Genomic DNA, 14810 nt, shown 5'->3' on the forward strand with positions numbered 1-14810 from the left:
ATCATGTGAGCCATGCATTTATGGCATTGCTGGGGCGCGCTTTCTTGCTTATTGTGCGCGCAACCAATCAAACAAGTACGCAGGGAGGTTATGAATGGCGCCGAAACTGTTCGCGTCCGCAGTCGGTCGCAAGGCCGCAGCGAAGCCTGCAAAGTCTTCCAACGGTGGTCCCATCGCCGAATTCGAAAAGGCCGACGAGCTCAAGGCCTACCGCGAAATGCTGCTCATCCGCCGCTTCGAGGAAAAGGCCGGCCAGCTTTACGGCATGGGCTTCATCGGCGGCTTCTGTCACCTCTACATCGGTCAGGAAGCTGTCGTCGTCGGCATGCAGATGGCCCAGAAGGAAGGCGATCAGGTCATCACGGCCTATCGTGACCACGGCCACATGCTCGCTTGCGGCATGACGGCGCGTGGCGTCATGGCCGAGCTTACCGGACGTCGCGGCGGCTATTCGCGCGGCAAGGGCGGCTCGATGCACATGTTCTCCAAGGAAAAGAACTTCTACGGCGGCCACGGCATCGTTGGCGCCCAGGTGTCGCTCGGCACCGGTCTGGCATTCGCCAACAAGTATCGCGGCAACGACAGCGTCTCGGTCGCCTATTTCGGTGACGGCGCGGCCAACCAGGGCCAGGTCTACGAGAGCTTCAACATGGCGGCGCTGTGGAAGCTGCCGATCATCTATATCGTCGAGAACAACCGCTATGCGATGGGCACCTCGACCGCCCGCGCCACGGCGCAGTCGAACTACTCGCTGCGCGGCTCCGGCTTCGGCATTCCCGGCATCCAGGTCGACGGCATGGACGTGCGCGCCGTCAAGGCGGCCGGTGACGAGGCGCTCGAGCATTGCCGTTCCGGCAAGGGCCCGATCATCCTCGAAATGCTGACCTACCGGTATCGCGGCCACTCGATGTCGGACCCGGCCAAGTACCGGACGAAGGAAGAAGTGCAGAAGATGCGCTCCGAGCAGGATCCGATCGAACAGGTCCGCCTGCGTCTTCTCGAACGCGACTGGGCCAGCGAAGACGAGCTGAAGGCAATCGACAAGGAAATTCGCGACATCGTGTCCGACAGCGCCGATTTCGCCCAGGCCGATCCGGAGCCGGATGTATCCGAGCTCTACACCGACATTCTGCTGTGATCGCGGGGAGGGAACTATAATGCCAATCGATATCCTGATGCCCGCGCTTTCTCCGACGATGGAGGAAGGTACGCTTTCCAAGTGGCTGAAGAACGAGGGTGACAAGGTCACCTCCGGCGACGTCATCGCCGAGATCGAGACCGACAAGGCGACCATGGAAGTGGAAGCCGTCGATGAAGGCGTGATCGGCAAGCTGCTGGTCGCCGCCGGCACCGAGAACGTCAAGGTCAACACCAAGATCGCCGTGCTGCTCGCCGAAGGCGAAACCGTCGACGACATCGGCAGCGAGAAGCCGGCGGCAACGCCGAAGGCGGATGCCGATACCCCTGCCGCGACGGAAGATGCCGCTGGCGGCAAGGCCCGCGAAGCCGCCGAAGAGCCGTCGGCGACGAAGGATGCTGCCAAGGTTCCGGCGCAGCCGAAGATCGATGTCGCTGCCGATCCGGATATCCCGGCTGGCACCGAGATGGTCTCGACCACCGTGCGCGAAGCATTGCGCGATGCGATGGCCGAAGAGATGCGCCGCGACGAGAACGTCTTCGTCATGGGCGAGGAAGTGGCCGAGTACCAGGGCGCCTACAAGATCACGCAAGGTTTGCTGCAGGAATTCGGTGCCAAGCGCGTCGTCGACACCCCGATCACCGAGCACGGCTTTGCCGGCGTCGGCGTCGGTGCGGCGATGGCCGGCCTGAAGCCGATCGTCGAGTTCATGACCTTCAACTTCGCCATGCAGGCGATCGACCAGATCATCAACTCCGCCGCCAAGACGCTCTACATGTCGGGTGGCCAGATGGGCGCTCCGATCGTCTTCCGTGGCCCGAACGGGGCAGCCGCCCGCGTCGGCGCCCAGCACAGCCAGGACTTCTCCGCCTGGTACAGCCAGATCCCGGGCCTCAAGGTCGTCATGCCGTATACGGCAGCCGACGCCAAGGGGCTGCTGAAGGCAGCCATCCGCGACCCTAACCCGGTCGTCTTCCTCGAAAACGAGATCCTTTACGGTCAGCATTTCGACGTACCGAAGATGGACGATTTCGTCCTGCCGATCGGCAAGGCGCGCATCCACAAGACCGGCAAGGACGTCACCATCGTCTCCTGGGGCATCGGCATGACCTACGCGGTCAAGGCGATCGCCGAACTGGAGAAGGACGGCATCGACGTCGAACTGATCGATCTGCGCACGCTGCGTCCGATGGATCTTCCGACCGTCATCGAATCGGTCAAGAAGACCGGCCGTCTCGTGACCGTCGAAGAAGGCTACCCGCAGAACTCGGTCGGCACCGAAATCGCCACCCGCGTCATGCAGCAGGCCTTCGACTATCTGGATGCGCCGGTCCTGACGATCGCCGGCAAGGACGTTCCGATGCCGTACGCGGCAAACCTTGAGAAGCTCGCTCTGCCGAATGTCGGCGAAGTGGTCCAGGCGGTGAAGACCGTCTGCTACAAGTAAGGGTAGGGCCGATGCCGAAATCGTCCGTGAAGCAGATCCTGCCGGTTTCAGGTTCGTGGTTCAGAGTTCTCGGAACCAAAGAAAGCCCGGTTCTGGAAAGGGTCGTGTTTTGGGCCCTGCTCAAGACCGAGGACACCGAAGTGATCGTCGGTGTTCCGCGCGAGGAGATCGGCGTGATCGGTGCCGTGGACGGCTGGCTGGAAGACGTTGCCGGGTACATCGAAGTGCCACCCGAGCAAGTCGCCCGGCTGATGGAAAATCCGGAAGAACTTGCGCAGTTCGAACTTGTGTGGGCGGAGGATTAATATGCCAATCAACATCACCATGCCCGCCCTGTCGCCGACCATGGAAGAGGGCAACCTCGCCAAGTGGCTCGTCAAGGAAGGCGATAAGGTCAAGTCCGGCGACGTGATCGCCGAAATCGAAACCGATAAGGCGACGATGGAAGTCGAAGCCGTCGACGAGGGCACGATCGCCAAGATCGTCGTTCCGGCCGGCACCGAGGCAGTCAAGGTCAACGCCCTGATCGCCATCCTCGCCGAAGAAGGCGAAGACGTTGCTGCTGCTGCGGCAGGCGGTAGTTCTGCACCGGCGCCGAAGGCTGAGGCTGCGAAGACGGATGCCGTCTCCGAGGCACCGAAGGCTGATGCGCCGAAGGCCGAGGCTGAACCGGCGCAAGCCGGCGCACCGATCGCCGATGCCGCACCGGCGGCATCGACACCTGCGCCGAAGGCCGAAGATCGCAGCCGTCTCTTCTCGTCGCCTCTCGCACGCCGTCTCGCCAAGGAAGCCGGTCTCGACCTGTCGCAGGTCGCAGGCTCCGGTCCGAAAGGCCGCATCGTCAAGTCGGACATCGAAAAAGCAGTTGCCAGCGGATCAGCCAAGCCGGCCCAAGCACCTGCTGCCGGCGGATCTGCGGCACCGGCACCCGCCATGGCCAAGGGCGCTTCCGACGAGAGCGTGCTCAAGCTGTTCGCCGAAGGCTCGTATGAGCTTCTGCCACATGACGGCATGCGCAAGACCATCGCGTCGCGGCTCACCGAATCGAGCCAGACGGTTCCGTCCTATTTCGTCTCGATGGACTGCGAACTCGATGCGCTGCTCAAGCTGCGTGCCGAGATCAACAAGTCGTCGCCGATGAAGAAGACCGACAAGGGCGAGGTTCCGGCCTTCAAGCTGTCCGTCAACGACTTCATCATCAAGGCGATGGCATTGGCGCTGCGTGACGTTCCGATGGCGAATGCATCGTGGACCTCGACGGCCCGTGTGATGCACAAGCATTCCGACGTCGGCGTCGCGGTCTCCATTCCGGATGGGCTGATCACGCCGATCATCCGCAAGGCCGAGACGAAGACCCTGTCGGTCATCTCCAACGAGGTGAAGGATCTTGCCCGCCGCGCGCGCGACAAGAAGCTGAAGCCGGAAGAGTACCAGGGCGGCACGACGTCCGTGTCCAACCTCGGCATGTTCGGCGTCTCCAACTTCACGTCAATCGTCAACCTGCCGCAGGCCTCGATCGTGTCGATTGGTGCCGGTGTCGAGAAGCCGGTCGTCAAGAACGGCGAGATCAAGATCGCGACGATCATGACGGTCACCTTCGCCTTCGATCACCGCGTCATCGACGGGGCTCTGGGTGCCGAACTGGCGTCTGCCTTCCAGCGTCACATCCAGAACCCGATGGGCATGCTGGTGTAAGCCTTTTCCCTCCCCTTCGAGGGGAGGGTTGTCGGCTCTGCATTAGAGGTGCCGGATCGTGACTTTTGATGCGGTGATCTCCATATCTAGCGTGAGGTGAAGACAGAGGTCCTCGAGGAGCTTCAGATGGCCGATGAACCTGTCGACGTGATCATGCCGGTGCTGCGGGAAATGCGTGGCGAGATGCGGGAAATGCGCGGTGACATCCGGGATCAGCTCGCCGAGGTTCGGCAACGGCTGGACAAGCTCGACAGCGGCCAGAAGACCATTCGCCAAGCGCTGCGAGCGGATACGATGATGTCGAGGCTTGTGACGGGCGAGTTTGAAGAGCGGATATTCGAACTGAAGCGCAAGGTTGAAGCTCTGAGCAAGGATAAGTGACGAGCATGGTTGGATATGCTTATCCCGCAGGGACGATAGGGACTGAGGGTTGATGAGATCCGTTCTGGCTTACGGCGACAGCCTGACCTGGGGATACGATCCGTCGTCTCTCTCCAGGCACGCCTACGAGGATCGCTGGCCGAACGTGCTGCAGGTGGCACTCGGGCCGTCGGTCAACGTCATCGCCGAGGGGCTGAACGGTCGCACGACCGCCTATGACGATCATCTCGCCGACTGCGAGCGGAACGGCGCCAAGTTGCTGCCGAGTATCCTGGAGACGCATGCGCCTCTGGATCTGGTGATCCTGATGCTCGGCACCAACGACCTGAAGCGCGGTCCGGCAGGATCGGCCTTCGCAGCGGTGCGCGGCATGAAGCGGCTGGTCAACATCGTCCGCTATCATGTCTGGTCGAGCGATTTCGATGCGCCGGACATTCTTCTCGTGGCGCCACCGAAGGTCTGCGGGACGGCAAATGCACCGTTCGCGGCAATGTTTCGCGATGCGCTTGAGGAATCGGCGATGCTCGCCAGCCTCTACCGCGATCTGGCCGACGAGACCGGATGTGGCTTCTTCGACGCCGGCTCGGTGGCTGAGACGACGCCGCTCGACGGCATCCATCTGGATGCCGAGAATACCCGCTCCGTGGGGCGCGGGTTGGAGCCGATCGTGCGCATGATGCTGGGGCTGTGACGCAGCTTCGGCAGGTTTGATCAGGGTCAAGGAGCAAGGGCAGAGAGTGATTGTAGCATGGCCGTCTCATCCACATATGGAGGACGGACCATGTCGAACACGCCGCAAGACCTCGCCGAAGAATTTCCGGAACACCTGGTGCAGATGCGCCATCTCCGGACGATCGACGGGCACTTTCACCGCATTGCGGCGGAATACGAGGATGTCAATCATCGCATCCATCTGGCCGAGGCGGATATCGAGCCCTGCGACGATGTGGTGATGTCGACAATGCGCAAGCGCCGTCTGGCGTTGAAGGACGAAATATACGGGATGTTGATGCGGGCAGAGCCGCAGACCGAGCAGAGCGAGGTCTGACGCAAGCCAAAGCTTCCACTCCCTCGACTGAAGAAGAAGACGGCTCCGGCCGTTTCGCAAGGTTCTCAAGGAGTGCAAGCGCCAATGGCTCAATCCTACGACGTCATCATCATCGGTTCCGGCCCCGGCGGCTATGTCACGGCCATCCGCGCCGCGCAGCTCGGCCTGAAGACGGCCATCGTCGAGCGCGAACACCTGGGCGGCATCTGCCTCAACTGGGGCTGCATCCCCACCAAGGCCCTGTTGCGGTCCGCCGAAGTGCTCGACAATGCCAATCATGCCAAAGCCTACGGCCTGACGCTGAACGGCACCATGACGGCCGACGTCAAGGATGTCGTGGCTCGTTCGCGCGGCGTTTCGGCACGCCTCAATGGCGGCGTCGGCTTCCTGATGAAGAAGAACAAGATCGACGTGATCTGGGGCGAGGCGAAGCTTACCAAGCCCTCTTCCGGTTCGCAGATGGCCGAGATTGTCGTCGGCAAGATGACCAAACCGGTCGTCCAGCCGCAGAACCCGGTACCGAAGGGCGTGCTGGGCGAGGGCACCTACACCGCCAAGCACATCATCGTTGCGACCGGCGCCCGTCCGCGGGCACTGCCGGGCATCGAGCCGGATGGCAAGCTGATCTGGACCTATTTCGAGGCGATGAAACCGGACGTCATGCCGAAGTCCATGGTGGTCATGGGCTCGGGCGCCATCGGCATCGAGTTTGCCTCCTTCTACCGTTCGATGGGCGTCGACGTGACGGTCGTTGAGCTGATGGCTAACATCATGCCGGTCGAGGACGTGGAAATTTCCACCTTCGCTCGCAAGCAGCTGGAAAAGCGCGGCCTGAAGATCATCACCGAGGCGAAGGTGACGAAGGTCGAGAAGGGCGCGGACTCAATCACCGCGCATATCGAGACCAAGGACGGCAAGGTTCAGCAGATCACCGCCGACCGGCTGATTTCGGCTGTCGGCGTCCAGGGTAACATCGAGAACCTCGGGCTCGAGACACTGGGCATCAAGACCGACCGCGGCTGCATCGTCATCGACGGCTATGGCCGTACCAATGTCGACGGCCTCTATGCAATCGGCGACGTTGCCGGGCCGCCGATGCTCGCCCACAAGGCCGAGCATGAAGGCGTCATCTGCATCGAGAAGATCGCCGGTGTGCCGGGCGTCCATCCGATGGACAAGAGCCGCATTCCTGGCTGCACCTACTGCAATCCGCAGGTCGCATCGGTCGGTCTGACGGAAGCCAAGGCCAAGGAATCCGGCCGCGAAATCCGCGTCGGCCGCTACTCTTTCGCCGCCAACGGCAAGGCGATTGCGCTCGGCGAGGACCAGGGCATGGTGAAGACCATCTTCGACAAGAAGACCGGCGAACTGCTGGGCGCCCACATGGTCGGCGCCGAGGTGACTGAGCTGATCCAGGGATTCGTCGTGGCGATGAACCTCGAGACGACGGAAGAGGAGCTGATGCACACGATCTTCCCGCATCCGACGCTCTCCGAGATGATGAAGGAAAGCGTGCTGGACGCCTATGGACGCGTGCTGAACGCCTGAGACAGCAGGCGAATTCTTGGCCGCAATGCGCGCGCTGAATGCTGAAGCGCAGGGGCCTGGCGAGAGACACTCGCCTGGCCCCTGCGGAACGGACGGCATATTGCGATTGGCTGGCGGCCCGCCCATATGTCGGCCACAGCACGAACGGGAGTGACGCATGGGTGTGGGTTGGTTTGCGGCGATTATCATCGGCGGTCTGGCGGGTTGGCTCGCCGGAAAGCTGATGGATATGCGCTTCGGCCTGTTGATGAACATCGTGATCGGCATCGTCGGCGCGGTGCTTGCCAACGCCATCTTTGCCCGCGCCGGCATCTATGTCGCCAGCGGTTGGCTGGGTTACCTGGTGACGGGTTTCATCGGCTCGTGCATTTTGTTATTCGTCGCCAAACTCGTCAGGCGCTGACAGCGTTTCGCGCGAGCGGTTGAAAGCAGGTTCTAATGGTCACTATTCTCGATCGGATCACGCCGGATGACGCCAAGCGCGTCCGCCACCCGGAAAAGGCCCATCGCCCCGATACCGAGGTGATGCGCAAGCCGGAATGGATCCGCGTCCGCGCGCCGACCTCGAAGGGCTACCACGAAACTCGCGAACTCGTGCGCAGCCACAAGCTGGTGACGGTCTGCGAAGAGGCCGGCTGCCCGAACATCGGCGAGTGCTGGGACAAGAAGCACGCGACCTTCATGATCATGGGTGAGATATGCACCCGCGCCTGCGCCTTCTGCAATGTCGCGACCGGCAAGCCGAATGCGCTCGATATGGATGAGCCGGAGAATGTCGCGAAGGCCGTGCGGCAGATGGGCCTCAGCCACGTCGTCATCACCTCCGTCGACCGCGACGATCTGGAAGACGGCGGCGCCGAGCATTTCGAGAAGGTGATCTGGGCAATCCGTGCCGCGTCGCCGCTCACCACCATCGAGATCCTGACACCGGACTTCCTGAAGAAGCCGGGTGCGCTGGAGCGCGTCGTTGCCGCCAAGCCCGACGTCTTCAACCACAATATGGAAACCGTGCCCGGTAACTATCTGACCGTCCGCCCGGGCGCCCGCTACTTCCACTCGGTGCGGCTCTTGCAGCGGGTGAAGGAACTGGATCCGACGATGTTCACCAAGTCCGGCATCATGGTCGGCCTCGGCGAGGAGCGCAACGAAGTGCTGCAGCTGATGGACGACCTGCGCACCGCCGATGTGGATTTCCTTACCATCGGCCAGTACCTGCAGCCGACCAAGAAGCACCACGCCGTGATGAGCTTCGTGACGCCCGAGGAATTCAAGTCCTACGAGACGGTCGCCTACACGAAAGGCTTCCTGATGGTGTCGTCGAGCCCGCTCACCCGCTCGTCGCATCATGCCGGCGACGATTTCGCCCGGCTGAAGGCGGCGCGCGAGCGCAAGGTTCTGATTGCTGCCGAGTAATCCGTGGCAGGCGCCAGGCCTTCCGGGCGCCTCGACATCCCGGCTGACGACGAACGCCGATCTCCGGCTGCGCCGGCCGGAGCACCAAACGCCGCGGACCTGATCCGCAGATCCTCGCTCAACCCGTGGATCCGAGCGACCAAGTGTCACTTGCCAATCGACCCGCGCGCCATTAGCTCAAGACCATGCCAAAGTTCGAAAATCATCGCCCCGTCCGGCATTCGCCAGAAAACATGTTCGCGCTGGTCGCCGACATCGAGAAGTATCCGCAGTTCCTGCCGCTCTGCGATGCGCTGAGCATCCGGTCGCGCAAGGAACGGGACGGCAAGACGCTGCTGCTCGCCGACATGACGGTCGGCTACAAGGCGATCCGCGAGACGTTCACGACGCAGGTGCTGCTCAATCCGGCAGAACTGACGATCGACGTCAAATACATCGAGGGGCCGTTCAAGTATCTCGACAACCGCTGGCATTTCACGCCTTCGCCTGAAGGCTGTGTCGTCGACTTCTTCATCGACTACGAGTTCAAGAGCCGTATTCTCGGGGCGGTGATGGGATCGATGTTCGACCGCGCCTTCCGCATGTTCGCCGAGGCGTTCGAACAGCGGGCCGACAAGATCTACGCCTGAGCCATTTCCATCAGCATGGAGAGTGCCGTCTCGACGGTCGCCAGGCGGATGCCCTGGCGTCCGAGATCGCCATAGCGCATCTCCTTGTGGATCAACCTTCCGTCCCTGCAGGCGGCTGCCAGGTGCACGAGGCCGACGGGCTTCTCCGCCGATCCGCCACCGGGTCCGGCGATGCCGGTGACGGCGATAGACACATGAGCGCGCGAGCGCATCAGCGCGCCCTTGGCCATCTGCAGAGCCGTCTCGCGGGAGACGGCGCCGAACCTGTCGAGCGTTCCAGCCTGAACCCCCAGCAGATCCATCTTCGCGGCGTTGCTATAGGTAACAAAGCCGCGGTCGACCACCGCCGAGGAGCCGGACACTTCAGTCAACGCTCCGGCAATCAGGCCGCCGGTGCACGATTCCGCCGTCGACGCCATCCAGCCGCGCGCGCCGTAGAGGCGGATCACCGCCTGCGCCTGTGCGTCGATCGCCGGCGGGAACAGGCTCACGTTTCGAGCCTCCCGTAGACGACCGTTGCCGTGGCGATAGCGGCAATGCCTTCCTTGCGGCCGATGAAGCCGATCTTCTCGTTGGTCGTCGCCTTGACCGAGCATCTGTCGAGCGAGATGCCGAGCACTTCGGCGAGATTGGCGCGCATTGCGTCGCGGTGCGGGGAGACCTTGGGCGCCTCGGCAATCAGCGAGATATCGGCATTGGTGATGATGCCGCCGCGACGGCGGACAATCTCCGCCGCATGCGCGAGGAAGATGCGCGACGCCGCACCCCGCCATTGCGGATCGGTGGGCGGAAAATGGTCGCCGATATCGCCTTCGCCGCAGGTGGCGAGCAGCGCGTCGGTCAGTGCATGCAGGGCCACATCCGCGTCGGAATGGCCGCTGAGCGTCTGGTCGTGGGGAATGAACACGCCGCAGAGCGTCACGCCGTCGCCCGGCACCAGCTGGTGCACGTCGTATCCGTTGCCGGTGCGCACGTCCGGAAGAGCGGGCAGGCGGGTAAGTTTCTCATCGGCCATCGCGATATCTCTCTGCAGTGTAAGCTTGGTGTTGTCGGGCGAGCCTTCCACCAGCATCACCGTCATTCCCGCCCATTCGGCGATGGCGGCGTCGTCGGTGAAATCCTCGCGGCGCAGCGCCGCCGCCTTCTCGTGGGCGGCGCGAATGGCCGGCAGCGAAAAGCTCTGCGGCGTCTGTGCCGCGTAGAGTCCGGCGCGCGGCACGGTCTCGTGCACCACGCCGTCGGCGCCGATGCGCTTCAGCGTGTCGGTGACGGGGAGCGCCGGCAGCACGGCCTCGTGACCGTCTTCGAATGCGGCGGCGATCCGGTCCATCAGCGCGTGGTCGAGGAACGGCCGCGCCGCGTCGTGGATCATAACGTGCGTCGCATCGGTCGCCGACAACACCTTCAGCCCGGCAAACACCGACTGCTGGCGGGTCGCGCCGCCGGGTGTCGTGCTGATTCTCGCCGCTCCGTCCAAGCCGCGCACCGCGCTCGCAAACAGCGCCTCATCGTCGGGATGCAGGACGACCACCACCGGTCCGCTCCGCTGCCAGGAAAGGCAGTTCCTGACCGCGTGGCGGATGACCGCTTCGCCGCCGATGCTGCGATATTGCTTCGGACCTTCCTCCGGCGAGCCGGCGCGTTCCCCGCGTCCTGCCGCGACGACGACGATGCCGATTGTCATGTCTGTCACTGTTCGACCTGCTTCCCGAGATTCATTGGCGGAGGGAATTGACAGCGGAGAACTATAGACTCAAATGCCGCTTTTCCAGCACGACGCCTAGAAATAACGCACATCGGGATTAGGCCTTGGCAAATGCCCAAAGTGTGAATAAAAATCGTGCATATGTCTTTTCTGCCCGAAAGATCATCATTTGAAAGCCATAGATCTCGCCTCGCCACTGTCCATCGGGCGCATCACCATCGCCAACCGGATTGTGCTGGCGCCGATGTCCGGCGTCACCGACCTGCCGTTCCGGCAGATCGCCTGGCGTCACGGTGCCGGCCTGGTGGTGACGGAAATGGTGGCGAGCCGCGAGCTTGCCCACAACAAGGGCGAGAGTTGGGAACGGCTGAAGGGCGCCGGCATCGACCCGCACATGGTGCAGCTTGCTGGCCGCGAAGCCCACTGGATGGCCGAGGCCGCGCGCATCTCGGAAGCCAACGGTGCCGACATCATCGACATCAACATGGGCTGTCCGGCAAAGAAGGTGACGGGCGGCTATTCCGGCTCAGCCTTGATGCGCGATCCGGATCATGCGCTGTCGCTGATCGAGGCCGTCGTCGGCGCGGTCTCGGTGCCGGTGACCGTGAAGATGCGTCTCGGCTGGGACGAGAATTCCCTGAATGCGCCGCAGATCGCCAAGCGCGCCGAAGATGCCGGCGTTCAGCTGGTGACCGTCCATGGGCGCACCCGCATGCAGTTCTATGAGGGACGCGCCGACTGGGATGCCATTCGCCGGGTGCGCGACGTCCTCTCCATCCCGCTGATCGCCAATGGCGATGTCGAGACGGTCGAGGACGCGCACGAAATCCTCTCACGCTCCGGCGCCGACGCGGTGATGCTTGGCCGTGGTGCACAGGGTCGTCCATGGCATCCGGGCGTTCTGGCCGGCCACGCCGCGCCAAACCCCGCCGAACGCGCCGAGATCGCCTGCGCCCACTATGAACACATGCTGGACTTCTACGGCCTTGAGGCCGGGCTGCGGCATGCGCGCAAGCATGTCGGCTGGTATCTCGACCGGCACGCGCCGCAGGCTGCCGCTGCGTCCAAGGCGAAGCTGATGACCGAGAGCAATCCGCATGTGGTGCTGCGCGTCCTCGCCGAGCAGCTTTCAGACAATTCCGGCGAAGCCTGCAAGGAGGCCGCATGAACGCGAAATCGCCAGACACGGGCAGCGGCAACGCGCTTGCCATGGCCGTGCTGAACTCGGTCCAGAACCCGGTCATCCTCGTCGATGTCGACGGGCGGATCGCCTTCGCCAATTGGGAAGCGGAAGCCTTCTTCGGCGCCAGCGCGCCGCATCTGGCAAAGAACAAGATCTCCACCTTCATTCCATTCGGCAGCCCGCTTCTGGCGCTGATCGACCAGGTGCGCGAGCGCAAGGCGCCGGTGAACGAGTACCGGGTCGACCTGTCCTCGCCGCGGCTCGGCCAGGAAAAGCTCGTCGACCTCTATGTGGCGCCCGTCGTCAGTGAACCGGGCTCGGTCGTCGTCGTCTTCCAGGAGCGCTCGATGGCCGACAAGATCGACCGGCAGCTGACGCACCGCGCTGCGGCCCGCTCGGTCACCGGTCTCGCCTCCATGCTGGCGCACGAGATCAAGAACCCGCTGTCGGGCATCCGCGGCGCAGCCCAGCTGCTCGAGACCTCGGTTCCGGACGAGGACCGTCCCCTGACGCGGCTGATCTGCGACGAGACCGACCGCATCGTTTCACTCGTCGACCGGATGGAAGTGTTTTCGGACGAGCGCCCGGTGGACCGGATCGCGCTCAACATCCATTCGGTGCTTGACCATGTGAAGGCGGTCGCCAAGGCCGGGTTTGCCCGCGACATCAAGATCCACGAAAATTACGATCCGTCGCTGCCGCCGGTCTATGCCAATCGCGACCAGCTGGTGCAGGTGTTCCTCAACCTCATCAAGAACGCCGCCGAGGCGGTCGCCGGGCAGCCGGACGGCGAGATCATGCTGACCACCGCCTACCGCCCCGGGATCCGGCTTTCGGTGGCCGGCACGCGTGAAAAAATCTCGCTGCCGCTGGAATTCTGCGTCATCGACAACGGACCCGGCGTGCCGACCGATCTTCTGCCGCATCTGTTTGATCCGTTCATCACCACCAAGACGAACGGCTCCGGCCTCGGACTTGCCCTCGTCGCCAAGATCATCGGCGGCCACGGCGGCATCGTCGAGTGCGACAGCCAGGCTCGCCGCACCATCTTTCGCGTATTGATGCCCATGCACAAGGACGACGGTTTCCACGATGAGATCCGTTCCTTGACCACGACAGGAAGCTCGAAATGACCGCTACCATTCTTGTAGCCGATGACGATGCGGCCATCCGCACGGTGCTGAACCAGGCACTGACTCGCGCCGGCTATGATGTCCGCATCACCTCGAATGCAGCCACCCTGTGGCGCTGGATCTCGGCAGGCGAGGGAGATCTCGTCGTGACTGACGTCGTGATGCCCGACGAGAATGCCTTCGACCTCCTGCCGCGCATCAAGAAGGCCCGGCCGGAGCTTCCGGTGCTGGTGATGAGCGCCCAAAACACCTTCATGACGGCGATCAAGGCCTCGGAGAAGGGCGCCTACGACTACCTGCCGAAGCCGTTCGATCTCACCGAACTGATCGCCATCATTGGCCGGGCGCTGGCCGAACCGAAGCGCAAGCCGGCGAAACTCGACGACGACATGCAGGACGGCATGCCGCTCGTCGGCCGTTCGGCGGCGATGCAGGAAATCTACCGGGTGCTGGCCCGCCTGATGCAGACCGACCTGACGCTGATGATCACCGGCGAATCGGGCACCGGCAAGGAACTGGTGGCGCGCGCGCTGCATGATTACGGCAAACGGCGGAACGGTCCGTTCGTCGCCATCAACATGGCGGCAATCCCGCGCGACCTGATCGAATCGGAGCTTTTCGGCCACGAGAAGGGTGCTTTCACCGGCGCCCAGAACCGCTCGACCGGCCGCTTCGAGCAGGCCGAGGGCGGCACGCTGTTCCTGGACGAGATCGGCGACATGCCGATGGATGCCCAGACGCGCCTGCTGCGCGTTCTGCAGCAGGGCGAGTACACGACGGTCGGCGGTCGCACGCCCATCCGCACCGATGTGCGCATCGTCGCGGCGACCAACAAGGACCTCAAGCAGCTGATCAACCAGGGCCTCTTCCGCGAGGACCTCTATTACCGGCTGAACGTCGTGCCGTTGCGCCTGCCGCCGCTGCGCGACCGCGCCGAGGATATCGCCGATCTGGTGCGCCACTTCATGCAGCTCGGCGAAAAGGAGGGCCTCGACGCCAAGCGGTTCGACAACGAAGCGCTGGACATCATGAAGGGCTACGCCTGGCCGGGAAACGTCCGGGAGCTCGAAAACCTCGTGCGGCGGCTGATGGCGCTCTACCCGCAGGACGTCATTACCCGCGAAATCATGGAGTCGGAACTGCGCTCCGACGTTCCCGACAGCCCGATCGACAAGATGGGTGCCCGTCAGGGCAATCTCACCATCGCCCAGGCGGTGGAAGAAAACATGCGCAGCTATTTCGCCGGCTTCGGCGATGGGCTGCCGCCGCCCGGCCTCTACGACCGGGTGCTGACCGAGATGGAGTATCCGCTGATTCTGGCCGCCCTCACGGCCACCCGCGGCAACCAGATCAAGGCAGCGGACCTCCTCGGCCTTAACCGCAACACGCTGCGCAAGAAGATCCGCGAGCTCGGCGTCTCGGTCTATCGCAGCTCGCGCAGCTCCTGATCCGGCACCGCTTGACTCCATCTCGTCATTCGTTGCATTTTC

General features: G+C 63.2%; 16 protein-coding genes. 14 read left to right on the forward strand and 2 right to left on the reverse strand.

Going from position 1 to position 14810, the window contains the following annotated elements:
- The first annotated feature begins 94 nt into the window (after positions 1-94).
- The 11 genes from pdhA (at position 95) to AAIH46_RS00330 (ending at position 9299) form a co-directional block, all read left to right on the forward strand.
- Positions 95-1138 carry a pyruvate dehydrogenase (acetyl-transferring) E1 component subunit alpha gene (pdhA, locus tag AAIH46_RS00280; protein WP_430303498.1) on the forward strand — a complete coding sequence of 348 codons (1044 nt, stop codon included), beginning with the start codon at positions 95-97 and terminating at the stop codon, positions 1136-1138.
- A 19-nt stretch (positions 1139-1157) separates the two neighbouring features.
- Positions 1158-2585, forward strand: coding sequence for a pyruvate dehydrogenase complex E1 component subunit beta (locus AAIH46_RS00285; RefSeq protein WP_430303499.1), 1428 nt, complete (start codon positions 1158-1160; stop codon positions 2583-2585).
- 26 nt (positions 2586-2611) lie between these two features.
- Positions 2612-2890, forward strand: a complete 279-nt coding sequence (locus tag AAIH46_RS00290) for a hypothetical protein (protein ID WP_430303500.1) — start codon at positions 2612-2614, stop codon at positions 2888-2890.
- Position 2891: 1 nt separating this feature from the next.
- Positions 2892-4280, forward strand: coding sequence for a pyruvate dehydrogenase complex dihydrolipoamide acetyltransferase (locus AAIH46_RS00295; RefSeq protein WP_430303501.1), 1389 nt, complete (start codon positions 2892-2894; stop codon positions 4278-4280).
- Positions 4281-4406: 126 nt separating this feature from the next.
- On the forward strand, positions 4407-4661 hold the full coding sequence (locus tag AAIH46_RS00300; RefSeq protein ID WP_430303502.1) for a hypothetical protein: 255 nt from the start codon (positions 4407-4409) through the stop codon (positions 4659-4661).
- A 52-nt stretch (positions 4662-4713) separates the two neighbouring features.
- Positions 4714-5352, forward strand: a complete 639-nt coding sequence (locus tag AAIH46_RS00305; RefSeq protein WP_430303503.1) for an SGNH/GDSL hydrolase family protein — start codon at positions 4714-4716, stop codon at positions 5350-5352.
- A gap of 90 nt (positions 5353-5442) precedes the next feature.
- Positions 5443-5709 carry a YdcH family protein gene (locus AAIH46_RS00310; RefSeq protein ID WP_430303504.1) on the forward strand — a complete coding sequence of 89 codons (267 nt, stop codon included), beginning with the start codon at positions 5443-5445 and terminating at the stop codon, positions 5707-5709.
- A gap of 84 nt (positions 5710-5793) precedes the next feature.
- On the forward strand, positions 5794-7257 hold the full coding sequence (gene lpdA / locus AAIH46_RS00315; protein ID WP_430303505.1) for a dihydrolipoyl dehydrogenase: 1464 nt from the start codon (positions 5794-5796) through the stop codon (positions 7255-7257).
- 157 nt (positions 7258-7414) lie between these two features.
- The gene (locus AAIH46_RS00320; protein ID WP_430303506.1) at positions 7415-7660 is read left to right on the forward strand and encodes a GlsB/YeaQ/YmgE family stress response membrane protein; all 246 of its coding nucleotides are present in this window, start codon (positions 7415-7417) and stop codon (positions 7658-7660) included.
- Between the two features lie 35 nt (positions 7661-7695).
- A complete protein-coding gene (gene lipA, locus AAIH46_RS00325; RefSeq protein WP_430303507.1) occupies positions 7696-8670 on the forward strand; it encodes a lipoyl synthase in 975 nt (324 codons plus the stop codon).
- A gap of 185 nt (positions 8671-8855) precedes the next feature.
- On the forward strand, positions 8856-9299 hold the full coding sequence (locus tag AAIH46_RS00330; RefSeq protein ID WP_430303508.1) for a type II toxin-antitoxin system RatA family toxin: 444 nt from the start codon (positions 8856-8858) through the stop codon (positions 9297-9299).
- Here the strand turns inward: AAIH46_RS00330 and AAIH46_RS00335 are convergent.
- Both AAIH46_RS00335 and AAIH46_RS00340 read right to left on the reverse strand, forming a co-directional pair.
- Positions 9290-9790 carry a CinA family protein gene (locus tag AAIH46_RS00335; RefSeq protein WP_430303509.1) on the reverse strand — a complete coding sequence of 167 codons (501 nt, stop codon included), beginning with the start codon at positions 9788-9790 and terminating at the stop codon, positions 9290-9292. The two genes, AAIH46_RS00330 and AAIH46_RS00335, sit on opposite strands and share 10 nt — an antisense overlap.
- On the reverse strand, positions 9787-10983 hold the full coding sequence (locus tag AAIH46_RS00340; protein WP_430304945.1) for a bifunctional 2-C-methyl-D-erythritol 4-phosphate cytidylyltransferase/2-C-methyl-D-erythritol 2,4-cyclodiphosphate synthase: 1197 nt from the start codon (positions 10981-10983) through the stop codon (positions 9787-9789). Before AAIH46_RS00340 ends, AAIH46_RS00335 begins: the two co-directional genes overlap by 4 nt.
- Before the next feature lie 190 nt (positions 10984-11173).
- Between AAIH46_RS00340 and dusB the strand changes: the two genes are divergently transcribed.
- From dusB to ntrC, 3 genes are read left to right on the forward strand one after another with little or no spacing between them, the layout of a single operon-like run.
- On the forward strand, positions 11174-12172 hold the full coding sequence (gene dusB, locus AAIH46_RS00345; RefSeq protein ID WP_430303510.1) for a tRNA dihydrouridine synthase DusB: 999 nt from the start codon (positions 11174-11176) through the stop codon (positions 12170-12172).
- Positions 12169-13320 (forward strand): two-component system sensor histidine kinase NtrB, encoded by a 1152-nt coding sequence (locus tag AAIH46_RS00350; protein ID WP_430303511.1) that lies wholly within the window; start codon positions 12169-12171, stop codon positions 13318-13320. The genes dusB and AAIH46_RS00350 overlap by 4 nt, the downstream gene beginning before the upstream one ends.
- Positions 13317-14768, forward strand: a complete 1452-nt coding sequence (gene ntrC / locus AAIH46_RS00355; RefSeq protein ID WP_430303512.1) for a nitrogen regulation protein NR(I) — start codon at positions 13317-13319, stop codon at positions 14766-14768. The genes AAIH46_RS00350 and ntrC overlap by 4 nt, the downstream gene beginning before the upstream one ends.
- Positions 14769-14810: the final 42 nt, after the last annotated feature.

It is taken from the genome of Rhizobium sp. 0TCS1.26, assembly GCF_050455525.1.
Lineage (GTDB): Bacteria > Pseudomonadota > Alphaproteobacteria > Rhizobiales > Rhizobiaceae > Neorhizobium.